The 25,251-nt window shown below is 46.5% G+C and carries 21 protein-coding genes, 1 pseudogene and 1 riboswitch; of the genes and pseudogenes, 4 read left to right on the top strand and 18 right to left on the bottom strand.

Annotation, left to right across the window (positions count from 1 at the left end; genetic code table 11):
- Nucleotides 1-110: 110 nt before the first annotated feature.
- A complete protein-coding gene (locus ADU24_RS06910; protein ID WP_053365938.1) occupies nt 111-551 on the top strand; it encodes a C40 family peptidase in 441 nt (146 codons plus the stop codon).
- Between the two features lie 46 nt (nt 552-597).
- Here the strand turns inward: ADU24_RS06910 and ADU24_RS06905 are convergent, their stop codons facing one another.
- The 15 genes and pseudogenes from ADU24_RS06905 to ADU24_RS06835 form a co-directional block, all read right to left on the bottom strand.
- Nucleotides 598-1,728 carry an ABC transporter permease gene (locus ADU24_RS06905; protein WP_053365937.1) on the bottom strand — a complete coding sequence of 377 codons (1,131 nt, stop codon included), beginning with the start codon at nt 1,726-1,728 and terminating at the stop codon, nt 598-600.
- Entirely contained in the window at nt 1,721-2,929 is a 1,209-nt protein-coding gene (locus ADU24_RS06900) for an ABC transporter permease (protein WP_053365936.1), read from the bottom strand. The genes ADU24_RS06905 and ADU24_RS06900 overlap by 8 nt, the downstream gene beginning before the upstream one ends.
- A 12-nt stretch (nt 2,930-2,941) precedes the next feature.
- Entirely contained in the window at nt 2,942-3,865 is a 924-nt protein-coding gene (locus ADU24_RS06895; RefSeq protein ID WP_053368818.1) for an ABC transporter ATP-binding protein, read from the bottom strand.
- Between the two features lie 111 nt (nt 3,866-3,976).
- Complete coding sequence (ribD, locus tag ADU24_RS06890; RefSeq protein WP_053365935.1) at nt 3,977-5,086, bottom strand: bifunctional diaminohydroxyphosphoribosylaminopyrimidine deaminase/5-amino-6-(5-phosphoribosylamino)uracil reductase RibD; 1,110 nt, start codon at nt 5,084-5,086, stop codon at nt 3,977-3,979.
- Entirely contained in the window at nt 5,079-5,819 is a 741-nt protein-coding gene (locus ADU24_RS06885) for a GTP cyclohydrolase II (RefSeq protein WP_053368817.1), read from the bottom strand. Before ADU24_RS06885 ends, ribD begins: the two co-directional genes overlap by 8 nt.
- A 144-nt stretch (nt 5,820-5,963) precedes the next feature.
- The gene (gene ribH / locus ADU24_RS06880; RefSeq protein WP_053365934.1) at nt 5,964-6,434 is read right to left on the bottom strand and encodes a 6,7-dimethyl-8-ribityllumazine synthase; all 471 of its coding nucleotides are present in this window, start codon (nt 6,432-6,434) and stop codon (nt 5,964-5,966) included.
- A 50-nt stretch (nt 6,435-6,484) separates the two neighbouring features.
- A pseudogene (gene ribB, locus ADU24_RS06875) lies at nt 6,485-7,093 on the bottom strand (3,4-dihydroxy-2-butanone-4-phosphate synthase); the annotation flags it as partial.
- 12 nt (nt 7,094-7,105) lie between these two features.
- Nucleotides 7,106-7,762 (bottom strand): riboflavin synthase, encoded by a 657-nt coding sequence (gene ribE / locus ADU24_RS06870; RefSeq protein ID WP_053365933.1) that lies wholly within the window; start codon nt 7,760-7,762, stop codon nt 7,106-7,108.
- A 238-nt stretch (nt 7,763-8,000) separates the two neighbouring features.
- A riboswitch (FMN riboswitch) is annotated at nt 8,001-8,150 on the bottom strand.
- A gap of 95 nt (nt 8,151-8,245) precedes the next feature.
- Nucleotides 8,246-9,946, bottom strand: coding sequence for a hypothetical protein (locus tag ADU24_RS06865; RefSeq protein WP_053365932.1), 1,701 nt, complete (start codon nt 9,944-9,946; stop codon nt 8,246-8,248).
- A gap of 507 nt (nt 9,947-10,453) precedes the next feature.
- Nucleotides 10,454-11,197: a L,D-transpeptidase family protein gene (locus ADU24_RS06860; RefSeq protein ID WP_053365931.1), complete on the bottom strand. Its 744-nt coding sequence runs from the start codon at nt 11,195-11,197 to the stop codon at nt 10,454-10,456.
- A gap of 470 nt (nt 11,198-11,667) precedes the next feature.
- Nucleotides 11,668-13,437, bottom strand: coding sequence for an ABC transporter ATP-binding protein (locus ADU24_RS06855; RefSeq protein ID WP_053365930.1), 1,770 nt, complete (start codon nt 13,435-13,437; stop codon nt 11,668-11,670).
- A 3-nt stretch (nt 13,438-13,440) separates the two neighbouring features.
- Nucleotides 13,441-15,192: an ABC transporter ATP-binding protein gene (locus tag ADU24_RS06850; protein WP_053365929.1), complete on the bottom strand. Its 1,752-nt coding sequence runs from the start codon at nt 15,190-15,192 to the stop codon at nt 13,441-13,443.
- A gap of 340 nt (nt 15,193-15,532) precedes the next feature.
- A complete protein-coding gene (locus ADU24_RS06845) occupies nt 15,533-17,023 on the bottom strand; it encodes a peptide MFS transporter (protein WP_053365928.1) in 1,491 nt (496 codons plus the stop codon).
- Nucleotides 17,024-17,505: 482 nt separating this feature from the next.
- A complete protein-coding gene (locus tag ADU24_RS06840) occupies nt 17,506-18,210 on the bottom strand; it encodes a DUF421 domain-containing protein (RefSeq protein WP_053368816.1) in 705 nt (234 codons plus the stop codon).
- Between the two features lie 159 nt (nt 18,211-18,369).
- Entirely contained in the window at nt 18,370-19,032 is a 663-nt protein-coding gene (locus ADU24_RS06835) for a lysozyme family protein (protein WP_053365927.1), read from the bottom strand.
- A gap of 350 nt (nt 19,033-19,382) precedes the next feature.
- Between ADU24_RS06835 and ADU24_RS06830 the strand changes: the two genes are divergently transcribed.
- Nucleotides 19,383-20,507 carry an ABC transporter ATP-binding protein gene (locus ADU24_RS06830; protein ID WP_053365926.1) on the top strand — a complete coding sequence of 375 codons (1,125 nt, stop codon included), beginning with the start codon at nt 19,383-19,385 and terminating at the stop codon, nt 20,505-20,507.
- Complete coding sequence (locus ADU24_RS06825; RefSeq protein WP_053365925.1) at nt 20,507-22,069, top strand: ABC transporter permease/substrate-binding protein; 1,563 nt, start codon at nt 20,507-20,509, stop codon at nt 22,067-22,069. Before ADU24_RS06830 ends, ADU24_RS06825 begins: the two co-directional genes overlap by 1 nt.
- Before the next feature lie 68 nt (nt 22,070-22,137).
- Here ADU24_RS06825 and ADU24_RS06820 read toward each other — a convergent pair whose 3' ends face one another.
- The 3 genes from ADU24_RS06820 to ADU24_RS06810 form a co-directional block, all read right to left on the bottom strand.
- Entirely contained in the window at nt 22,138-22,752 is a 615-nt protein-coding gene (locus tag ADU24_RS06820) for a TrkA C-terminal domain-containing protein (protein WP_053365924.1), read from the bottom strand.
- A 263-nt stretch (nt 22,753-23,015) separates the two neighbouring features.
- Nucleotides 23,016-23,333 carry a hypothetical protein gene (locus ADU24_RS06815; RefSeq protein WP_156324530.1) on the bottom strand — a complete coding sequence of 106 codons (318 nt, stop codon included), beginning with the start codon at nt 23,331-23,333 and terminating at the stop codon, nt 23,016-23,018.
- A gap of 148 nt (nt 23,334-23,481) precedes the next feature.
- Nucleotides 23,482-24,696 (bottom strand): MFS transporter, encoded by a 1,215-nt coding sequence (locus ADU24_RS06810; RefSeq protein WP_053365922.1) that lies wholly within the window; start codon nt 24,694-24,696, stop codon nt 23,482-23,484.
- 211 nt (nt 24,697-24,907) lie between these two features.
- Between ADU24_RS06810 and ADU24_RS06805 the strand changes: the two genes are divergently transcribed.
- Complete coding sequence (locus ADU24_RS06805) at nt 24,908-25,213, top strand: BC1872 family protein (protein ID WP_053365921.1); 306 nt, start codon at nt 24,908-24,910, stop codon at nt 25,211-25,213.
- Nucleotides 25,214-25,251: the final 38 nt, after the last annotated feature.

Below are 25,251 nucleotides of genomic sequence, written 5' to 3'. Positions count from 1 at the left end.
TCTGAATTTTCAACTCGACTTGTAATAGACTTGTAATATAGCTGTGATGACGCTGTTAAATAGAATAGAGTATAGTAGGTTTAGCAAATGACACCAGGGGGTAAACTTACATGTTGAAGAAATTTATGGCGGTTCTGTTTATGGCAACTATGATGGTCACAATCCTGCCGTCCATGAGTGAAGCTGCAACTTATCACAACAGTGCAATTTCCGTCGCTAAAGCCAATATGGGAAAACGTTATACATGGGGCGGGATCAGCCCAAGAACGGGTTTTGATTGCTCAGGCCTCGTGAAGTATTCTTTTGGCAAAGCCGGAAAGTCCCTTCCAAGAACAGCTGGGGAAATGTGGGGCAAGGGCACTCGCGTTACCAGCCTGAAGCCTGGCGATCTTGTTTTCTATCAAACATACAAAGCGTCTAAACCGACCCATGTCGGCATCTATATCGGCAACGGAAAATTCATCCATGCCGCATCATCTAGAGGCGTATCCGTCGCATACTTAAGCAACTCTTATTGGAAGCCACGTTATGTAGGTGCGAAGCGCATCTAATTATACTACAAAAGAGAGCCGGACAGGCTCTCTTTTTGTATGTCTATCAATGCTCATATTTCAGCTTCCTTAGTCCCATATAGTAAAACAACAGACAGAAACCGGCGAGAACCGCGCTTGACGTCCAAATCGTCGGACCGTGGAGGCTTCCGCTTACAATTTCTCGTATCCCTGACATCATCCAGCTCTGGGGGACGAATTTTGCAATTAGCTTCATGAAATCGGGAACGACGTCGAGCGGCCAGTATACGCCCCCGAGCATGCTTGTGCTGACAATGATGACAGCGCTCAATGCACCCGCCTGCTGCTTCGTTTTTACCAATCCGGCAATCATGAGGCCAAGGCCGACCACCGTTAGGATGACAAGTGACGAAAACGGGATGAAATAAAGCGGGCTTCCCCATCTCCCGTTAAACAGCACTTTAATCGAGAGAGCCAGAATGCCAAGCTGGAGCCATCCTAGTAAAAAATAGGACAGGATATAACCAGAAATAATTTGGAACTTGCTTATTGGCGCTGCCATCAGCCTTGCCCAAGTTCCGCCAGCCCTTTCTTCAAGAATTGTTGAAGCCGCTCCTGAAATACCAAACATCATGAACATGATCGTGAATCCGATGGAACTTAGGGATACAGCCTCCCCCTTGCTTCCTTTCCGTTGAATGACTTCTTTTTCAATTCGGATTCCCTGGTTGCCCGACACATCCTGCAAAAGTGTGGAAAATTCGTCTGGCGCGATATCGACAGCAATCTGATAGCTTGAAACGATTGACCGCGCCGTTCCTTCAAGATGAGGATACAACGCCAAATATTCCTGTGTCTCGCGCTGGATTGCAACGGTGAGCAGCGGTTCCTTGTTTGTAATCCGCTCAGCCAATTCTCCCTTAATAATGACTGCGGCGATGGCCTTTTGGCCGTTGACGGCTTCTCTTGCTTTTTTCGCGGAAACCTTTTCCCATTTATATTGTTTATTCCCTGTCAGCAGTTTCTCAGCCTGTAAAGATACATCATCGTTTCCGGCTGAATACAGTACAATCGGTTTGTTTTTTTCAGAACTGCCAGCCATTCCCCCGAAAATAATGCTGAACATGAGCGGCATGACAACCATCAAAACCCATACAGACGGGGTCCGCGCCATTGACTTTAGGTGAAGCAGCGCAATCGCGGCTGTTTTACGCATACTTTATCCTCCTTTCCCCGGCAAACCTTAGCCAACCGATGGCCAGGAAAAGAAMCCCCAGCCCCAAAAGTCCAGCCGCGCCTGGGAGGATATCGCTTATCCCGCCGCCAGCCATAAGTTCCAGGAATGATTGCAGGGCAAGCGCATTCGGAAAAACTTTTACGAGTGTGTTCACCCAATCCGGCATCAGGTACAAAGGCACCATGCTCCCCCCAACAGCCGCCATGATTTGCGTCCCTAGCATACCCGCAATATTAAAAGCCTTTCCGGTCTTCACGAGTGAACCTGCCATGACCCCGAGACCGCAGGCACTGAATACGAAGCTTATTCCAACTATGAAGACACCTATGAGGGATGGCCCCCAATCAACCGAAAAAATGAATCGGGTTCCGAGAATAATCACAAACAGCTGCAGCGTCGATAAAAATAAGAGGCCAAGCACTTTCCCGGCCAGGTATTCATAATGGGTTAATTTTGAAACAAGGAGCCGTTTATAAACCTCCTGTTCCTTTTCTTCAATCATGGCAGATACCCCAATGGTAACAGTCATGAGCAGGAACATGACTCCCATGCCCGCAGCATAATATTGAAAGGAGCCGACCGGCAATCCCTCTTCCTTCGCTGCTTCTTCCTTTACAAGCGTGAATGGGTCTTCCCCCGTAAAAGATTGACCCGCACCAAGATTTGCCTGCCCCTGATCCCCCGCTTTTGCCGCGGCCTCAATGGCAAGCTTTACCCCGTTGGACCTGATTGCAGCTTCCCTTGCAAACTGCTGAACGACGTTTTCCGTTATCGTCGCCTGAATGCCAGCTGACGGGATCGAAATCAGCTTCACCTCCGCTTCCTTACCGGTAAGGACTGCTTCGGAAAAACCTTTATTAATAATTAGGCCCACAGCGGCTTTTTGGTTCTTGAGGCTCCTGTATAATTCGGCTTCATCCAACTTTTTCACTTTCACAAGATTAGGAAGGCCTTTTTCAAAAACTTCTTCCTCGAGAACCGTGCCCATCTCCCCATCATCAAGATTTGCCACGGCGAGTGTGAATTTGTCCAGTTTTACTTCGCCGTCTCCCATCAGCTTGCCAAATGCCGCTCCCAGTATACCGATCAATAGCAATGGCATTAGGATAAGTGTAAGCAAGGCTTTCCGGTCCTTCGCGATTAGGACTGTGTCTTTTAAAGCAAGCCACCAGAAATTCATTTTTCTCCCCCCTTAGTCGCGCAGGCTTCTTCCTGTCAAATGCAAAAAAACGCTTTCCAGGTTCGGTTCGACGATTTCCACTCCAGAAATTTGCGCACCCATTTCCGTAATTCGCTGGATGAGAGAGCTCAGTACGGATTGAGGCTCCTTATGGAAAACGGTCAATTTATCCCCGGAAACCTGGCAATCCTTAGGTGGTACAATCCCCTTCAGGATATCTGGGTTGGGAGCACCCTGGATGGTAAAGACCATCCTCGACCTGTCACCTATCGTCTCCCTCAGTTCCGGTATCGTTCCGGAAGCAATCAGCTTGCCGTGGTCCATTATGCCAATCCGCTCACAAAGGAACTCCACTTCCTCCATGTAATGGCTTGTGTAGATGACTGTCATTCCCTCATTGTTCAATCTCTTAACCGTTTCAAGGATATGGGCTCTCGACTGCGGGTCAATTCCTACGGTTGGTTCATCCATAATCAGCAATTCAGGCCTGTGCAATATAGCCGCTCCGATATTGACCCTCCGTTTCATCCCTCCGGAAAATGTCTCGACTTTATCATTGGCCCTGTCGGCAAGTCCAATCAATTCCAGCGTTTCGGCGACCCGCTGATCAAGGAGGCTGCCGGAAAGGCCGTACATCCTTCCCCAAAAGTAAAGATTGTCTTTCGCACTCATCGTTTGGTACAGGGCGATTTCCTGCGGTACAATTCCAAGCAGTGCCTGTGCTTTTTTCGGATTGGATTTCATGTCGATGCCAGAAAGCATGATTGATCCCTCATTAGGAGGAAAAAGGCCCGTCAGCATATTGATGGTTGTTGATTTCCCTGCCCCGTTCGGCCCGAGCAATCCAAACGCTTCACCTTTTCCGACCGTAAATGAAACTCCGCGTACGGCTTCAAAATCCTTAAACGCCTTTCTTATTCCCGACACTGAAAGCAGTTCCATTCTCCCATCCCCTTTCTTTCCTAAGGCTATTTTACTACACCCATTTTCCCAATTGTACGAATTGTCCAATTGCTACGGAATTTTTTCCAAAATAAAAGACCAGCATTAGCTGCTGGCCTTCCCTCTATCATATACCGGATAGCCGGTGAACTTGAAATCACGGCCTATCCTTTCAATTGTCGTATGTTCCAAATCAATGACATCCGCCATTGTAGTTGCCCCGGCACCTTCAAGAAATGTCGGTGCAGCCTTTCCGCCAATCAGCTTCGGAGCCAAATAAAGAATGACTTTATCGACTAATTTCTTATCGATAAAACTCGCATGGATGGTTCCGCCCCCTTCAACCAGGACAGACGAGACCAGCTTTTCTCCTAGAATATCAAGCACTTCTCCAGGGTCCACCTTACCCCGGCCCGCTGTACGGAATACACTAACCCCCCGCTCCTCAAGCAGTTTCCCTTTTCCCTGATCAGCATCCTGGGTTGTAAAAATCCATGTTTCCGCCAGTCCGTCCGTAATCACTTTTGAATCAGGCGGTATAGTTAATGCTGAATCCAGCACGACACGAATCGGATTTCTTCCATTCGGAATCCTCGTGGTCAATTCCGGATTGTCTTTTATAACTGTATTGACGCCAACCAGGATGGCCATGTTTTCGTTCCTTGAGAGATGGGCATCCCGGCGGGCGTCTTCGGAGGTAATCCATTTGCTCTCAAATGTATGGGTGGCAATTTTCCCATCAAGGGAAGATCCCGCCTTCATCGTAACAAACGGCCTCTTTTCAACTATGAATTTGTTGAAAACCTCGTTCATCTTCCGGGATTCCTCTCCACAGATTCCTATTTCAACCTCAATGCCGGCATCCTGGAGGATTTTAACGCCATTACCTTTGACAATCGGGTTCGGGTCAAGTGTGGCGATAACCGCCCTTTTCAAACCGGCCTCGACAATCGCCTCGGCGCACGGGCCTGTCCGGCCGTGGTGCGAGCACGGCTCCAAAGTGACATAGATTGTGCCGCCCTGTGCTTTTTCGCCCGCCATCCGAAGGGCGTGGACTTCCGCGTGCGGGCCTCCGACCTGCAAGTGCGCGCCAACGCCGACAATCCTACCTTCATTCACAATAACCGAGCCGACGAGCGGGTTCGGGTCAGTCTGGCCTTTTAGCGCCCGGGCATTTTGCAGGGCTAGGCCCATATAAAACTCATCACTAGTCATTCAGGCAAGAACCCTCCTCCCGAAGATGCCCGGAGCGGTTAACCTTCGTCTGCAGGTATTTCTCATTGTATTCGGAAACGTCGCCCCATAGCTGGCGCCGGCCGGAAATAGGCATGCCTGACTCCCTTAGCGCCTCCAGCTTCTTCGGATTGTTCGTAATCAGGGAAACCGGTTTGGAGCGCAATGCTTTCAGGACGGAAATCGCATCCTCGTAATTCCTGGAATCGTCCACAAAACCAAGTCCCTCATTCGCCTCAACGGTGTCGTAGCCATTTTCCTGAAGAATATAGGCCATCGCCTTGCTGAATAGCCCAATCCCCCTGCCCTCATGGTTGGCCAGGTAGAATAAGGCTCCCGTACCATGCTCCACGATCATTTTCATCGAATTTTTCAATTGGAAGCCACAGTCACACCGCTTGCTTCCGAAAATGTCCCCTGTATGGCAAATAGAGTGCATCCGGATGAGAGCGTCGTCGCCATACTGGAAATCTCCGTAAGCAAGGACGCTTGATTGCTGCAATTCCGCAAGATTGGAAGAGGACAATTTGTCAATGATCCGCTGGTAATCCTCGGTCACTTCATCACAATTGAGCCAGCAGTACCATTGGAATTCGATTGTTTCCCCATACAGATTGACGGGAAGCCGGATTGGGCCGACCAAATAAATGGCTCCTTTGGCGGTTTTTATAAGTTGGATTTTATCTTCAAGTATGGAAAGCACTTTTGAATCCATTTTCAGCTCGCTCACTATGGATTTCTCCTTTTTCAAAAAAGATTTTTATAACAAGGTTGCCCACTTTTTCGGATTATTCTCCAAAGTATGGAGGGAATTTGCAAAAGGAACTGCGCGATGCAGTTCCTTTAACATTACTGGGTATTATACTTCGATGGCACGGATGAGGTTGGCCATTTCGATTGCCGATGCGGCTGCCTCCCAGCCTTTGTTCCCAGCTTTCGTACCCGCGCGCTCGATTGCCTGCTCGATTGAATCGACAGTCAGCACGCCGAAGATGACTGGAACTCCAGTTGAAAGAGCGGTGTTCGCGACGCCTTTGGCAGCTTCATTGCATACATAATCAAAATGCGGCGTGGATCCGCGAATGACCGCGCCAAGGGTGACCACTGCATCGTACTTACCGCCCTTGGCCAGCTTTTGGGCGATGAGCGGGATCTCAAAAGCGCCTGGCACCCATGCTACATCCACATCCTCCTCATTTACTCCATGGCGCTTCAGGGCATCGAGCGCGCCACCCACTAATTTGTCAGTAATAAATTCGTTGAAACGCCCCGCAACGATTCCTATTTTCAGGCCCGTACCAATGAGGTTGCCTTCGTAAACTTTATTCATCGTCCATTCCTCCAGTTTTGATTCAACAGGGCGAATTAGTTTGTTGCACCCAGCTGTTCTTTCCTTTTTCTAAAAGCAATCAAATCTTCTATTGTAATCAATTTGAGTCCAAAGCGCTTGGCTACTTCTGCAAGCTGGGGAACCCTGGCCATTGTGCCATCTTCATTCATGATTTCGCAGATGACGCCGGCCGGTTTTGCGCCGCAAAGTTTGGCTAGGTCGACCGCCGCTTCTGTATGGCCGGGCCTTTCCAAGACCCCGCCTTTTTTTGCAACAAGCGGAAATACATGCCCCGGCCGTTTAAAGTCCTCAGGGCGGGCAGTTGGGTCAAGCATGCTCAGGATTGTTGCTGACCGTTCATATGCGGAAATCCCGGTTGTTGTGAATTTATGGTCGATGCTAATTGTAAAAGCGGTTCCGTGCTCATCTGTATTCTCGTCCACCATTGGGTGCAGCCTCAATTTTTCCGCGATGCCTTCCTCAACAGGAACGCATATTAGCCCCCTCCCATGGGTGGCCATGAAATTAATGACTTCGGGCACAGCCTTTTGGGCCAGTGAGACAAAATCCCCTTCGTTTTCGCGCCCTTCATCATCACAGACGATGATGACCTTCCCTTCCTGTAAATCGCGAAGGGCTTCTTCTATTGTGCTGAACATGGTGATCCCTCCTTAAATGAACCCATTCTTCTCCAGGAATTGGGCGGTTATCTCCTGCTTCTTTTTTCGAGTTTCGCTTTTGCCTGGGTTAAGGATATGGTGAACATATTTGCCAAGCATGTCACATTCAATATTGACGCTGTCGCCCGCTTCTTTAAGGGAGAGAATCGTTTCAGACAGTGTATGGGGGATGAGTGAAACGGTAAATGTATCACCGGTTACATCAAAAACGGTCAGGCTTGTCCCGTCCACAGCAACAGATCCTTTCAAAATGAGGAAAGGCATCATGGAGGGGTTTGCTTTAATCTCATAATAAACGGCATTCGCCATCTTTTTCTTTCCTAAAATCGTTCCCGTGCCGTCGATATGCCCGCTCACAAAGTGGCCGCCAAACCTGCCGCCGGCCGCCATGGCGCGTTCAAGGTTGACTTTTGAGCCCGTCTTTAAGTCCTCGAGATTCGTAGCTTTCATGGTCTCCGGCATGACATCGACGGTAAACCGATTTTTATCAAAGGAAGTTACCGTCAGGCAGACTCCGTTCACGGATATGCTGTCGCCGAGGTTGACATCCTCCAAAACCTTTTTCGCCTCGATTGTAAGGACCATGGATATGCCTGTTGCGGCGATTCTTGAAACAGTGCCAATTTCCTCAATGATTCCAGTAAACATTCTTTTCTCCTTTTATCGTGGCTTATCCATTATAAGGATATCCCAAAGGGGTGGAAAAACATGCGAAAGCCCCAAAGGCAAAAGCGCTTTGGGGCTGAAAAACGGCATGCTCAAATAAAGGTTTGAAATTATCGGGTTCTGGCATATTTTTAAAGGCCATCTGTTTTTAAGCGGAATACGCCAAAAACCGGCGGCCCTTTACAGAAGGCACACCATTCCCTTATTTCTCAAAACCTGCTGCTTCCTTCTCCCATCCAGACTATACTGTCGGCCCCGGATTCACACCGGATCCACCGCTTGCCAAAAAAAGACGGCAAACGGGTCACGGGCTTAGGGGACTTGCCCCATCACCGCCGGTAGGGAATTTCACCCTGCCCCGAAGGAATATTCAATTGGAATAGTTAGATTATACTCAATCCAGCGCCAAAAAGAAACTGTTTGGCATTTTACAAGTATTGGATCAAAAACCATTCACCGTCGAGGCTAGAGGTCGAAAAAGTCGGAGAAATCATTTTGTTCATAAGGGTTGTATTCAAGCCATTCGGCAAACCGGCTATTATCCACATTGAAATACTCTTTCGTAAAACGGATGAATTCAATCGTCGCCAGTTTTTTGCCCGAATAGGTGGAGAGGTAATCGGACAGGAAAGCAAGTGCCGGTTCAGCTCCATATGGCTTCATCATTCTCCATAGATAAAGCGTGGGCTTCGCCTGGATTTGGCCAACCATTCCGCCTTGTATCCCGATATATTGGTCAGCAGGCATGTTGGATTTAAGATCCGTCCTCATAATATAAAATTCATCAAATGTGTTTGCAAACGCGAAGCTTTCCTCTTCGCTTTTCTTTTGTCCGGCCAAAAAGAAGAGAGAAACCGACAGCTCGGAAAGGCCATTATTCAGCCACGAATCCGTATGCCTGTCAAAGTCGACTTTCCCATTAAACCACTGTTGGGCAAGCTGATGGACGAGTAAATGGTCCTGGGTTTCCTCTACCTGGGGATAGAAATATTTATCAATTTTAATAACGGACGGCTGGAGGACCATCCCGGGATAGCTGCCCTTCCGCTCGCTTGTCAGGACAATATCGATCTGCTTATGCTGCAATTCTCCAAAGCGGGCTGTAAAAAAACCGACTGCCTCCGCAGCTTTGGCAAGTACCTCTCTTCCCCTGTCCAATTCTTCTTCAAGGGCAAATACACGGATTTCAATTGAACCCGCCTCCGTTTTAAACATTTTGTAGCTATCCAGAAGCATTACATTCATGTCTTTTAGGCTCTGTTCCTGCACATCCCCTGATCCGCCTGCCTGTTCGCGGTCGGTTCCCGAAGTTACGGCAATAAGATTATCGGGTATTTGAAAACGCAAGCGGAAGTTCGAAGGTACGGGGGAATATGTTTCTACTCCAAAGGCGGACGGCTGGATGAGCCAATCATAAGTAAAATTCGGGAGCATCGGATACCATTGGTGAAGGTCGAAAGCAAACTTTTCATTTCCCGTATTCGGCAGCGCAAAGGAGTAGGAAAATTCCACGTTTGCTTTCCCGCCAGTTTGTAAGGCCTTCTTTAATGGCACCTTCATCTTTATGCCTTCCAATTCATACTGAGACGGTTCACCGTTTAATTTTACTTCGTTCACTGTCAAATTGCTGTCGCCAATTTCGTTAAGGCATTTGTCAATTGCCCATGTGAGAACCTTCCTGCGACATTCATCCCTTGCCAGGTCACCGAGCTGGTTTGGAAAAAAGAAAAATGAAATTTGGCTCCAGCCCTTATCGGATGTATTGGTTACGTCAATAGATGCATGAACCTCGAAACTGTTTTTCTCGGGCATCTTTAAATCAAGTACATAAGATGCAGCGGATCCGCCGCTTAACACCTGAGGCTTAAAATTCTCCGGTATGCCTGGCGTCTCCGGTTTTTTCCGTACCGATTTTTCTGAACCAGCCATTGGCGCCGAGGATGTATCCCCCTTGTTTCCCCGCTCCGACGGTTTCATTTTTTGAATTGAGAAAAAAGCGGCAACAAGAAGGGCAACTGAGGCAATGATAATCGCTGCGTACCGGAACGTTTTCTGCATTCGCGGCCTTACCTCAATATTTTCAGATGAATATGTAAATTCCTTTGGTGTTTGGTCCTTATTCAGCATTTCATAATTGGAATTAACGAACGTAAACTTTTTCTCCATGGCAATCCTCCTGATGGCATTCTAATACCTAAACCTTTAGACTGTATTTAATTGGAGAAAGTTACAGGAAAAGGGATGTTTTTTCAAAAAAAGGGTCTTCATCATAAGTGCTGGTTTATTAATTTATTTTGTAGAATGGCGATTGGAGTGGAAGGCGCGAAGACTCCTCGAAAATGCTACGCATTTCCTTCGTGCGTGGGTAAATTTATGGAAGCCCTTCAATGTCCTGAGGGAAAAGCTGGCCAGGTGAGACCCCGGAGGCATGGGTTTCGCCGAGGAGGCTCCCGGACTGCCCGCGGAAAGCGAAGCGCCTCGTGACAGGCAAAATCGCCTGTCACTGCGATGTTTATTCTAGGGAGCTTTCCTTTGTGCTGCGTAAATCAACAATTTAAAGAAAACCACTCTTTGTGGTGAAGAACCAAAAAATTAACCCGCTCCTGTTGGGAAGCGGGTCTGCTTTTCATTCTGCTTGCAAAACTAAGGGCGGTTCCGCCTTTCCCCGGCTTGCTAAAGTTTCCCCAAAGCCTTCCAGGTTGCCGAATCGGTAGTACCGGTCACTTTCAATTTGTTGTCCTTTTGGAACTTTTTCACGGCGGCTTCTGTACCGGGACCAAAAACCCCGTCTATTCCATTTGTTGAATAACCCATTTGTGTTAAGCCGATTTGCAGTGTTTTTACGTGTTCGCCCTTGCTACCCTTTTTTAGCGTAACAGATGAAGGGAGAGCTGCCGCGATGGCCGAGCCTGATACTTTATATCCGTTTGCTGAAGCAATTGAATGAAAAGGCAATTTTGAAGTGGTGATAATGACAGGTGTGTTTACTGCCACCTGATCAAAGAGCCACCGGACTTCCTCATTGTGCATCCTGATACAGCCACCGCTGACGTATTTGCCAATTGAGGAAGAATTGTTGTTTCCATGTATGGCATACGTCGTTCCCCATGTCCCATTGGCATTCAGCCCAAGCCACCTGTTCCCAAGCGGGTTCTTGGGGCTTCCACCCGGTATTTTGTCTTTGTAATACGGGCGGTTGACGATTTTGTTGACGATCTTGAATGTCCCCTCGGGCGTCAAGGATGCTTCCCTGCCGGTGCCAACGCTGAATATTTTCACAAGAGTGCTATTTTTGTAATATGCCAATAGGTTGGTCGACTTATTGATAATAATAATATCACCGCCCGCAGCCAGTGCCGGTGCTTCATAAAAAACAACTGAAATGAATAGAAGCAGGCTCATCAGTACTTTTTTCATCTTTGTTGCCCCCTTTGATTCTTGCAATCCCTTTGGAAAATCATTTTTGGAGGAATTGCCCTTTATATATTAGAACGATTTCATACATAATAGTTACATAGTTTTTACCTTAATGGTATTTTTTTCTACCTGTTTTTTGCGACAAATTTTTCTTATTCGGTCGAATTCTGGCTCCAGCACTTATAGGCCGCCACGAAAAACTTTTTGTGGGAGTTCGGTGGTGAGAGGAGGGCTTGGTGTAACTTCTAATGATTGGTTCGGACCCATAGCTCCTAGATTTCTAGTTTGTGTCCAAACCTGGGGGTCTTTGGACACACGTCCGCTGAAAATTCACTTTTCTGTCCAAGCATCGGTTTCTTTGGACTCAACGAAGTTTATACCCCTAACCGGTCCTATAACCACAAAAAAGGCATTCCACCATTTAAATGGGGAAAGCCTTTTTTACGGGAGAAGCCTTTAATTAAACACCTTTATACAGCCTTCTGGGAGGCGTGGAGTTTCCAGTAGTGGCCCTTCCGCCGCAATAGTTCCTGATGGGAGCCTTCTTCAACAATCCTTCCGCTTTCGATAAACAGGATGCGGGTCGCGTTTTGAATTGTCGATAGGCGGTGAGCGATGATGAAGGACGTCCTTCCTTTAAGGAGTGTTTCCAGTCCTTTTTGCAATGCGAGCTCGGTTTCCGTGTCGATTGAGGAAGTCGCTTCATCGAGGATCAAAATCCTCGGGTCGGCTAGCAATGCACGTGCAAAGGAGATTAGCTGCCTTTGGCCGGTTGAAAGCCTTGTGCCCCGCTCGTTTACTTCCGTTTGATATCCGTCCTTCAGCTGGCTGATGAACTGATGGGCCTGGACGGCTTTTGCCGCCTCAATCACTTCTTCATCCGTGGCATCAAGCCGGCCATAGCGGATATTGTCCAGGATGGTCCCCGAGAAAATAAACGGATCCTGCAGCATGACACCCATTTGGCCGCGGAGTGACGGAATCGTGACGGTATTGATATCGGTGCCGTCAATTTCAATTTTACCGCCGGTGATATCGTAAAAGCGGCTGATCAGGCTGACAATGGTCGTTTTTCCGGAACCGGTCGCGCCCACTAGGGCTATCGTGTCGCCAGGCTCAACCTTGAAACTGACATCATCAAGAATCCGGTCCGCTGCCTCATAGCCAAACACAACATTCTTGAACTCGACCTGCCCCTGGATAGGTGCAAGTTTTTTTGCATTTGGCGCATCTGTTACGGCTGGCTTTTCATCCATGGTCTCGAAAATACGCTCAAGATAGGCCATTGCGTTAATGATTGCGTTATAGAAGTTCCCGATGTTTGCAAGCGGCGTCCAAAACATCCAAATATAGCCGACGAATGCAACTAGGGAACCGACTGTCACCCCATCGCCAATCATCGAAACGCCAATGATATAGATGAATGAAACCGTCAGGACTGAAATGTTTTCGATTGCTGGCCAGAGCAGGAAGTGGATTTTAATCGCGCGCATCCAGCTAGTGCGGTAACTGCCTGAAACTTCACCGAAAATTCGCGCGTTTTCCTCTTCCCGGGAAAAGGCCTGGGTCACTTTAATGCCGCTGATGCTTTCATGGATATATGCATTCATGTTGGATTGCTTGTTGCTCAAAATTTGCCATGCCTTCCGCTGTGCATTTTTCAAAAGAAGAATGACGCCGGCAAGAACCGGGAAGCCAGCCATTGCATAAAGGGTCAGCTTGGGGTCGATGGAAAGCATAAAACCGACAATGACCAAAAGGCTGAACAAATCGGTAATGACATTGATAATTCCGTTGGATAAAAGATCGCTTAAGGAGTTGACATAGTTTACGACCCTCACAAGGATTTTCCCATGCGGGCGGCTGTCGTAAAAAGAGAATGACAGCTTTTGCAAATGGATGAACAAATCCTTCCGGATGTCCCGGATAATGCTCTGCCCGGTCTGGGACATCATCCGTATCCGGAACTTCATGCAAATTCCGGTGGTGATAAGGGCAAGAATGTAGATCCCGGCTAAAAGGAACAAACCTGATATATCTTTAGCCGGGATTTCCTTATCGATTGCCTGCTTAACGAGATAAGGCCCAATAAGGTTGGCACAGCTCGCCAATAGCATCATCATGACCGTAATCATGATTTTTTTCTTGTACGGCTTTATATACACCAGCAGACGCTGGAAGTGGACGAGGCGAAATGGCGATTCGAGCTCCTCATCGACATCAAATTTATTCCGTGCCATCGCCTACACCACCTCCTTTGCTGCATCCTGGCCCTGGTAGCTATTATGCTGATTGATGAAAACTTTCGAGTAATACCCTTTTTGTTTCAGTAAGTCCCCATGTGTTCCCCGCTCGATGATTTGGCCATTTTCCATCACCAGAATCAAGTCGGCATCTTTCACTGAAGAAATCCGGTGTGCGATGATGAAGCATGTTTTTCCTTTTAGGACGGACTGCAGCGTTCCCTGGATTTTGAGTTCGGTTTCCATATCAACCGCGGACGTTGTATCGTCCAGAATCAGGATCGATGGATTTTTCAAAAGGGCCCTCGCAAGCGCAATCCGTTGTTTCTGGCCTCCGGAAAGGCCGACGCCGCGTTCCCCGACAATCGTGTCATAACCTTCGGGGAGGCCGAGGATAAATTCATGCGCTTCCGCCATTTTCGCGGCCGCCTGGACCTCATCAAGTGTTGCATCCGGATTGCCGTATGCGATATTCCCTTCAATCGTATCCGAGAACAGGAATATATCCTGCATGACCATCGCCATGCTCTCTCGGAGTTTGTAAAGATCCCAGTCTTTTACATTAATACCGTCGACTTTCACTTCTCCGCTGTCGGCATCGTAAAACCGGCTCAAAAGATTCACCAGGGTTGATTTGCCTGATCCCGTCGCCCCGATTATTCCGATGGTCTGCCCTGGTGACGCGCTAAAACTAATGTCTTTTAGCACATCCTCATCGCCGTAGGAAAACGAAACCTTCTTGAATTCGACGAATCCCTTTAACTTTTCCTCGTTCAGCTTTTTGCCGTCGTTTGCGATCGACGGCGTGGTCTTCATCAATTCCTCAACTTTTTTAGCGGAGGCATTGAATCTTTGAACATCGTTTATGAGCCATCCGGCCATACGCATTGGGTTGTTCAGCGCCCAAATGAGGCCGTTGAAAGTGGCGAGTTCACCGATTGTAAGCGACCCATTGATGACCATTACTCCGCCCACGAGAATCATGACGACTGTGAAAAGTCCGGCAAGCGAATCAAGTACAGGAAGGTACTTCTCCCACACCTTCGCGGATGCAAGCGACTTTTCCTTGTAGCCTTCATTCTCGGCGGCAAATTTCTTTATCTCATGCTCTTCCTTCGCGAACGCTTTTACGACCCGATTTCCGCTTATGTTTTCCTGGACGACCGAATTCAATTTAGCGAATTGAGTGCGGATTTCCGAAAAAGTCGGACCGACGGCAAACGTCATCTTATAAGCGAAAAAACCTATAATCGGCGTTACAAGCAACATCGTGAGGGCAAGCTGCGGATGAATGTAAAACATAAAGCCGACAGCGAATAGCAGGATGGTGGCATTTTCAAAAATCATATAAATTGACCATGCGGAAAACGCCCGGACCATTTCCATATCCCCGGTCATTCTTGCCATGATATCACCGGTTTTTGTTTTATCGTAAAAATGAAAATCCAGCTTGTTGAGCCCGTCATACAGCTCTTTCCTAATCCGGAAAATTGTATTCTGGGAAATCCGCTCAAACTGGATTTGATAGGTGTAGCGGATCAGCGTTTTCAGCACGGTTGCCCCAATCATCGTGGCGATGAAGGGCCATAACAATTCCTGCTGCTTTCCCAAAATGACTTTATCTATGATTTTTCCCGCGAAAAAAGGATTAACCAAATTTAAAGATGTAACAACGAGCGCAAAGGCCAATCCTAGGAAAAACCGGAACCGGTACTCCTTCAAATAGCCCCATATCCACCGAAAACTTTGCATTTCTCTCTTCTCCCCCTAGGTAAAACTAAACATAAAACCAATATATTGCGGTTTCAGCCCTCCTATGTCTCATTTTCGAACTATTACGAAAAGCGAAATAATAACTTGATAACCATTCTACAACAGCCAAAACACTCTGGCTAGATAAAAATTCTAAAATAGGGCAAAAATTCCTAGAAAGTTGGCATGGCCAAATAATTGGGGTAAATGAGTGGCGGTGCCAGGCACCCTCGTGGGACAAAATACGTCCCAGACAGGTGCTGGCACCAAAAAGGAGGCACTAAAATACAAAAAAAGCACCCGCTCCCTTTTGCAAGGGTGCGGGTGCTCGATAGGTTTATTAGCGGATTCCTTTCATATAGCCTTCGATTTTCGGAGCTATGATGAAAAGAATGAGGCTGAGCACGATTGACGCGCCGCCAATGATACCGAAGTAGGCAATTTCGTTTTGTGCGGAATAGAATTTGACCACTTGGGCGTTGATTGCCTGCGCGGCGGCACTGGACAAGAACCAAAGGCTCATTGTTTGCGCTGAAAATGCCGCTGGTGCAAGCTTTGTTGTAGCTGATAGGCCGACCGGCGACAGGCAAAGCTCACCGAGTACAACAATCAAGTAGCTCAATACAAGCCACATCGGGTTAACGAGCGTCTCGGTTCCGCCTAAGTATCCCGGAAGAAGGATGACCAGGAAGGACAAGCCGGCAAGCAGCAGTGCCAAAGAGAATTTTTGCGGAATAGATGGCTGGCGTTTACCAAGCTTGATCCACATCCACGCAAAAACAGGCGCCAACGTGATGATGAACAATGGGTTCAATGATTGGAACCATGCCGGGGGAATTTCAAATCCGGCAAAGTTAAGCTGTGTCCGCTTATCGGCATAGCTTGCAAGGATTGTAGCCCCTTGTTCCTGGATTGCCCAAAACATAACCGATGCGATAAACAATGGAATGTAGGCAATCAGGCGAGAGCGCTCGACATCATTTGTTTTCGGACTGCGGTACATAACAATGAAATACAAGGTCGGAATTAATATACCAAGAACACCGACAAGATTAATAAAGCTGTGGAATGTCAGCAATCCTGCCGGGATGGCAACAGCAATCAAGCAACCAAGCAAAACGACAGCCGCCCCGATAGCCAAAAAAGTCTTTTTCTTTTCGGAAGGCGACAATGGATTTGGAATAGTGGTGCCTGCAAGCCCAAGGTTTTTCTTTTTTGTCAAAACAAACATGAGTAGACCGAAGAACATACCAACAGCGGCAATCCCAAAGCCTAGGTGGAAACTTGTTTTCATCACTTTACCAACAATTAGAGGTGAAATGAATGCGCCAAGGTTAATACCCATGTAGAAAATACTGAATCCGGAATCCCTGCGCTCATCCTTTTCACTGTAAATTTCTCCAACGACGGATGAAACGTTCGGTTTTAACAGACCTGTACCTAGAACTATCAAGACCATGGAAACAAAGAAAAAGGTGACGTTCCCCGGAATTGACAAGGCGATATGCCCTAACATAATTAATATTCCGCCGTAGAATACAGCTTTCGCTGTTCCGAATACCCTGTCGGCCAGCCAGCCGCCAATGATACCTGACATATAAACAAGCGATCCATAAATAGACATGATAGCAAGCGCGGTGTTTTGGTCGATGCCAAGACCGCCTTTTGAAACCTCATAATACATATAGTAAACAAGGATTGCCCTCATCCCGTAGTATGAGAATCTCTCCCAGAACTCGGTGAAGAAAAGTGTGAACAAGCCTTTTGGATGCCCAAAAAATCCTGTTTGCGGAACACTGTCCACAATTTTCTGTCTATTGAAGTTTGACATGGTTCTAGCCTCCTCTATTATTATTCCATGATACTTTCTTTGGTTTAAAATTGTCAAAAACTTTTTTTGCCATAAGTAATGAAATCTTTTTAAAAATGCAGATAAAACAATGTTTTCCACCTATTAACCTTACAAAAGAAAGTTTTTTGAAAATAATAATTATATTCTAAACATTTCCTGTTTTGTGAGTCTTCCGCCACCTAGCTGCGCTCCCCCCTTCTGTTTTTTGCAAAAATAATGGCCTCCAGCCATATAGGCGGGAGGCTGAATACCAGCTAGTCCCCAACCAATTTTGCAAGTTTTTCCGACCGTGCCTAAAGCTTGCTTGGAAGGGATTTATGCTTGCGCTTACCTTTTCTTTTCTGGATTATTCGTAAGGCTATTTGTTCTGCTTTCCCCGATAATCTCGATGATAAACCAATAAGTTCCAAAGATAGGCCATTGAAAATTGTTTTAACTCCACCTTAACCTCATGGCCCGCTTCACTCGATATCTGTTGGCGATGAAAGCTTGTCCTCGTATTTGTCTATAAAAAGAACCCCCCGCGTGTTAATGACAGCATAATAAATGTTTTCAACTCTCAGATCTCTCCTCACGCATTCCGTCTCGATCCAATCCTGGCTGTAAATTCCACTTGTATTTTTGGCAATGATTTTCCCATCCATGATCAATTCGACAGGAAGGGACTGTTTGGCATATGTCATCCCAAGATCCTGCTTTGTGGGGGTTTGGTATGGCGCTTTTTTAATAATGGATAAGGCGCCGCTGACTTCCAGCAAGGCATAATCGACCTCACCAATATTAAAAACGCTCTTTTCCCTTAATAGCTGATTGAGGTCATCGATTGACAATTTTACCTTCTTCATATTTGTGTCGAGTATTTTCCCGTTTTCAATTAACACTGTCGGCCTGCCTGACAGCCACTTCCTTATCCATCGGCTTCTCCAGGACAGCAGAAGGCAAATATAATATAAAAACAATAAAGCAACAAACGCGATTAAAATATCCATGAACTTAAGGTTTGTGTGAAACCCCATATTTGCAATAAAAGAGCCAATTGAAACGGACAAAGCGAAGCTAAAGTGGGTTTTATGTGAATTTATGTGCTTGCCGATGATAAGGGTGACAAAAATCAATAGGACGAAACTGGTTAACGTCCTCCCTATCGGAACTAAAATCTCTTCCATCCTAATCTTCCCATCGCTTTGGATTCCTTTCGCCAAATAAAAAAGGCCGGGTAGATTCCGGAGAATCACCCAACCTTTATTCTTCCAAATTATGCATTTATTATCCCAATTCGTCCCTATGGGAACTAGTCCAAAGCCAGGGAACCCGCCGTGGCTCCATCAATGCCGTTTCCCCGCCAAAGGCTGATTAACTGAGTGGAGATTGCTCATAACCTTCGTGCTATAAGTGAAATCCCCGTAACAATAAGGGTAGCGGAAATTGTTTTTATTACCGCCGCAATTGTAAAGATTCGGATTTTTTTGGACCTGAATGTACGAATAATCTTTTGCGAATTCTTCGTTGTGTGTTCCACCCTTTTCCGAAATAAAGTCGATATACCCAAGTCCCATGTTATACGCTTGGATGATGGTGGGAAGATCGACATTTTTCTTTTCCCCATATTCGATTGCCCTCTGAAAATGCTTGACCCCCTGCCGGATGCTTTGCTCGGGATCATTAATGGCGTTGCGGGGCAACCCAGCCGATTCGGACGACTGCATCGGGTCCCCTCCGACCCCCTTGCTTTCCTGCTGCATTACCGCGGCAAGGAGCGGCGTATACTCCTCTAGCTGAACCTTCTCAAGTTCCTTATGGATTAAAGGCGTATACCTTTTCACATTTTCCGATGGGATGTTTTTAAAAACGAGCTCAGGCTTTTTGGTTAAAGAAAACTCCTCGTTCAAAGCCGCTACAAGAAAGAAGACTCCGGCAAGGATTATCATAATATGAAAAAACCTCTGCTTTTCCTTCCTCTTTTTCGACAATTTCCTTATCTTCTTCATCCCGTCTCTCCAAACCTTGTATTCTCTTATCTATTATTAGCAAAAAATAGCCGGATTGACTACTATTTGACGGCGCAAAAATACAACCATTTTCAGGTTTCGACAAAACTACTCCTTCCCGATGACTGCAAGGGACTTTTTTTCTGAGGAAAAGGTTTCCTTTTTAAAAGAATTGGTAAATAAAAGAATAAGTAACTTTTAACCTCAGGCAGGCGCCCATGCCCACAGCTCTTCCAATTGCATCCTTTCTTCCGGTTTCGGCAAAAACTGGCTAAAGTCTTTCTCAACCAACAACTCTTGTGTTAGTATAAAGTTGTTACTTTTTACAAAAGAAAAATAGGGGGATTTCGATGATAAAGTTCGATAATATCGGCAAAAAATATCAGCGGCAGGCAGTCATCCACAATTTCAGCCTCGAAATCGAGGAAGGACAGCTAGTTGTTTTTATTGGTCCGAGCGGCTGTGGAAAGACCACTCTCTTAAAAATGGTCAATCGCCTGATCGAGCCAACGTCAGGAAAAATTTATATAAACGGGAAGGATATTTCAAAAACAGATCCGATCGAGTTGCGCAGGAATATTGGCTATGTCATTCAAAGTACCGGCCTTTTTCCGCATATGACAATTCGGGAAAACCTTGAACTGATTCCGAAGCTTAAAGGCGAAAATCCAGCCGCCATTGAAGAAAAAACGGAAAGGCTATTAAATCTTGTTGGCCTGGACCCCGTCCAATACCTCGACCGTTACCCGAAGGAATTAAGCGGAGGGCAGCAGCAGCGCGTCGGTGTAGCGCGTGCCTTTTCTACTGATTCCGATATCATTCTCATGGATGAACCATTCAGCGCCCTTGACCCCGTAACAAGAAGTTCCCTACAGGAAGAATTGTTCAATATGCAAAAGGAATTAAACAAGACAATCATTTTCGTTACCCACGATATGGATGAGGCGTATAAAATCGCAGACCGTATTTGCCTATTGAAGGATGGGGAGATTTTGCAATACGACACGCCTGAAAATATCCTTAAAAATCCCGCATCGGAATTCGTCGAGAACTTCCTTGGAAAAAGGCGGGTATGGAACAACCCGGAAGTGCTGAAAGCGGAAGACATCATGATTCCAAATCCTGTCAAGGTTTCACCGTTGCGGAATGTGCTGCAGGCGCTTGAAATCATGAAGGAAAAAAAGGTGGACAGCCTGATGGTTACGGGAAAGGACAATACGTTGATTGGCCTTGTAACGTTGAAAGACATCCAAGTGACCGACCGGTCCATGCTCATCAGCCAGGTAATGGAACGGAATATCCATTCCATTTCCGAAGACCTGGATTTAATAAATGTTTTTAAGAAAATGAATGAACACAGGATTGGCTATTTGCCTGTAGTGAATGATGCAGGGCAATTAAGGGGGCTGATTACCCGAACGAGTATTCTTTCGGCATTAAGCAGCCAGCTCATGGACCTGGAGGTGGCATTTTAATGAACTCTTTCTTTGACTATTTATCCAATAATACAGGCCAGATAGTGAACTTGCTTGGCCAGCATATTTATTTAAGCATCCTTTCCGTGTTGATTGCGGTTGCCATCGGGGTGCCGCTCGGAATCATCATCTCGCGGAATAAAGCACTATCAAAGCCGGTAATCGGAGCGGCGAATGTCGCCCAGGCAATCCCAAGCCTAGCGCTTTTGGGATTCCTCATTCCTTTTATTGGGATTGGCAGCACTCCCGCGATTGTCATGGTCGTCATTTACTCCCTTCTTCCCATTGTTAAAAACACCTACACAGGGCTAACGAATATTGACAGGGATATACTTGAAGCAGCGCGTGGGATTGGACTGACGAACAGTCAAATCATGCGGAAAATCCAGCTGCCGCTCGCATTCCCGGTTATCATGGCGGGGGTTCGGATTTCAGCTGTTACAGCAGTCGGGCTGATGACGATTGCCGCGTTCGTTGGTGCAGGTGGCCTCGGTTACCTAGTCTTTTCAGGGGTTTCATCGGTAGACAATAATATGATTCTTGCAGGCGCAATTCCTGCCTGTATCCTCGCATTGCTCATCGATTTCGTTGTCGGCAGGGTTGAGTCTAAAATTTCCTATACGTCAAAAACAGCCTCCAAAAACAGAAAGCCATCCTTGGCTAGAAGGATTGCAATTCCTGCGCTGATTGGGATTACCATCGTCGGAATCGGTATTACTTACGCCTTCAATATGGTTGGCGCGAAAGAAAAAATTGCAATTGGATCGAAAAACTTTACAGAAGCCGTGCTTCTCGCCAATATGGCCGCTGACCTGATAGAGGACAAAACTGACCTTGAGGTAGAACGGAAGCTGAAGCTTGGCGGAACCCAGGTTGTGTTCGGTGCCCTTAGGAAAGGAGACATTGACACGTATATCGAATATACTGGAACGGGGCTTGTTAGCATTTTGAAAAAAGAAATCTCGAATGATCCCGATGAGGTGTATAACATCGTCCGGAACAATTTCAAGAAAAAATACAACCTTGAAACACTCAAACCGCTCGGCTTTAATAACACGTACACACTTGCGGTACGGGAGGATACAGCAGAGAAGTATGGGCTTGAAACGTTCTCCGACCTTGCGAAAGCCAGCAATGAATTGACACTAGGCGCAACGATAGAATTTACAAATAGGGAGGATGGGCTTCCCGGCCTTGCAAAAATGTACAATATGCACTTTCGGGATTTGCGGGCAGTCGACGGCGGCCTTCGCTACACGGCGCTCAGGAGCAAAGAGAGCGATGTAATCGATGCGTTTTCAACAGACGGTTTGCTTGAGGAATTTAAGCTGAAGGTGCTTGAAGATGACAAAAAATTCTTCCCGCCTTATTACGCGGTTCCTATCGTCAGGGAAGACACATTGAGCGAACATCCCGAAATAAAAGGCGCACTTGACCTGCTTGCCGGCAAGTTGACAGACGAAAAGATGCGCGAACTAAACTACCGCGTGGAAAGCTTGAAGCAATCTCCGCAAAAAGTCGCAAAGGACTTTCTAATTGAAGAAGGTCTAATTAATAAATAATTAGAATAGAAAAGGGACGAATCCACGCTTTCCTTCGGGTTGCCGAAATAAGCGCTGGATCCGTCCCTTTATTCGTTTAAAAAGTCAAAAACACGGTTATATGTATGTTCATTGCCAATGACGAGCAAAATGTCCCCCGCTTCGATACTGGCGTAAGGCCCTGGCGAGATGATGATCTCCCCTTCCCTTTTCAGCCCGACAATCGTCCCGCCGGTGTTTTGCCAAAATTTCATTTCCGAAATCGTCTTTCCGATTTGCGAACAATCTTCATTAATTTCAATTTCAATCGGTACGAGCGGATTTGTATATCGCAGTTTCCCTGAGTAATCGACGATTCGCTCAATCGTTTCAAAAAGTTCTCCGTCCAGCTTTTCACGTTCCGCAATAATCTTTCGAAGTTTTTTTTCCATATCCTTTACGCTTTCAAGGTTGGAAAAACGGTTGATGTACGTTAATGCATTCTCCCTCGAAGAAATAACAACTCCCGCGCCCTTCTCAGATTTTACAATCGCGACATCCTCAAGGATCTTTATTGCTTTCCTAACCGTTTCAGGCGACACATTGTATTCGCTCGCCAAGGTAGAACGCCCGTGAATCTTTTCGCCGACCTTATACTTTTCATTGTATATACGGTTCGCAATATCAATTGCAATCTTTTCATATATAGGAATTTTTGTACGCATCAATATCTTCCTTTATCAGATGATAGCGTTTCTTTTTGAAAAAATAACGGCACCTCCATTTCGCATTGCAGAAATCCTTCAAAAGAAACATTGACTATAGTATACCACTTCGAAACAGAATTCTCTTCAAGGCCGTTTTGCCTCCCGCCAACCTGTTAGTCATTTGGAAAAACAAAATAGGACCCCATTGTCGCTGGTCCCTGGATGTTTATCAATATAACAATTACTATTGGCTATTTCCCTACGAAGAGTAAGAGCCATTTTTATAAAAACAAAAACGTCCCAAGGAAGAGGCAGAGCGACCCAACCGGAATGGGATGCTTGAAAAATGATGCAAAATATTGAAACAGGGATTCAGTTTCATTGCTTTCTTTCCGGAAACCCCCTAGTGTTACTGCCAGAAAGACGGCCGAGCAAAACAAGAGAATATATTGAAAAGACATATACTGTGTGCTAATCGGGAGCCGGAATGTATAGACAAAACCCCTCTCCTTTAGCATGGCGAAAACAGTATACGAAAAGAGGGCTTCAACGCCGAGTGTAAGCAGTGCCCAAAGCCAGAATTCGATTTTCTTTCTCATACATTTCTCCTTTAATGGATTTCCTTTCATTATAGTTGGGGTTTTCCATTCCATCAACACCCCAAATCCACCTAATTTTCCCATATACCAAAAAAGAAAGCCTGCTGGCCCTCCCGAATTCCCGGGCAAGGCTTGCAGGCTATTATGATTATGATTTTCCGTGTGCGAATGACCTTCGTAATTTTCCGCCTTTTAGCTCGCCCGCGTTCATATGGACAGCAGCCATCGCGGCCAATAGCAGGATGCCTGTTGCGATAAAGACAACCTGGACCGGGAATATGCCTCCGATAAATCCCCCAATCATTGGCCCAATCATTCCTCCGAGCTGATTCGCAGTCTGATTCAGACTGAATGCCCTGCCCCGGAAATCATCTGGCGTCGATTTTACAACAAGTCCGTTCAATGCAGGGTAAACCGCGCAGAAGAAGATCCCGAAAATAAACCTGGTAATGGAAAATCCCCATATTTCCGCGAATAAAACCTGCGCAAGCATGCCGAGGCCCCCGCCAAGCAAGCCGATAAACAGTACCCTCTGAAAGCCGACTTTATCTGCCCATTTCCCCCACCGCGGAGCAAATAGGACGCTGGCGATGGCTGGAAGGGAGAAAATGATTCCGGCCAGCAGCGCGGCGCTATCGGCAGACCCGCTTAATTTTACAACATATAAAGGGAGGACAGGTTCAATTGTCATGACTGAACAGCTGACGACGAGTGACAGAATGAGCACGAGCAGGAAGGTATGATTGTTAAGAGCCACTTTGAAGTCCTTAAGGACCGAACCCTTTTCCTTGCTCGGCCTGAAGTTCTCCTCGCGCACCCAGAAGATGATAAGCAATGTCGCCAGTCCGACGATGATTCCCCCGGTCGCAAATGCCCAGCGGTTCCCGACAAAATGGGCTATCGCTCCGCCAAACAGCGGCCCGGCGATTTGTCCGGCTGCCGAACCCGAGGAAATGAGCGAAAGCGCGTACCCTACATGTTTGCCGGGAGTGTTTGTGCCTACAAGGGCAATCGCGCCTGGAATGAATCCGCTCAACAACCCTTGCAGGATTCTTAACCCAAGGATTTGATAAGGGTTCGTAACAAACGCCATAAGTGTATAAATAACAAAAAGGGCAATACCTGCCCTTACAATCATCGGTTTGCGGCCGTATTTATCGGCCACCATCCCCCAAAAAGGCGAAGCGATGGCGCCAGCGAAAAATGCCGAGCCGAATATGAGCCCGGACCACATTTCAGTGTTTTCTTCCACACCCAATTGCAGAAGGAATAATGGCAGGAACGGAATGACCATTGAAAAGCTGGCTGCTGTAAAAAACACACCAATCCAAAGAACCCATAAATTACGTTTCCATGTTGCCATGCATTATCCATCTCCAAGCTGAAGATATATTAATAGTTTCATATATCGACAATTATAGCATGGAACGAAAGTAATTTCACTACCGAAACTTTCGTTATACGAAATAATTTTGTCTTTTCTCCATTATGGGAGTTATTTTTCAAAAAGTTGCAACAGGTACAGGTTTGAAAGAATGCTAAAATAGTAGCATCTGACAAAAGGAGCGAACACGATGGAGAAAACCGAGATTATCGCCCGGAGAATAATGGGCTGGAAGCTGAACAGATGGGATCGCTGGTACGACCCGGAAAACAAGGTTTTCATTCCTGTTTCCAACTTTCAGCCCTCCATCAACCTGAATCATGCGATGGCAATTGTGGAACGGCTGAAGCAGGCCGGATATATATATGAAGCTACCGAAAAAAATGAAGTATCATTCAATGAAATCCGTGCATCCGGAGCCACATTGGCTGAAGCCATTACGAAGGCCGCCTATTCCATTGCCGACAACAGTTCGGTCGATGATGGCTGGTTTTAATCGTTTTCCCACTCACTTGCACCGCCAATTACAAACAG

The sequence above is a fragment of the Bacillus sp. FJAT-27245 genome (assembly GCF_001273955.1).
Lineage (GTDB): Bacteria > Bacillota > Bacilli > Bacillales > Cytobacillaceae > Bacillus_D.
The sequence above is the reverse complement of the archived record's forward strand: the minus strand, read 5'-3'. Positions and strand labels throughout refer to the sequence as shown.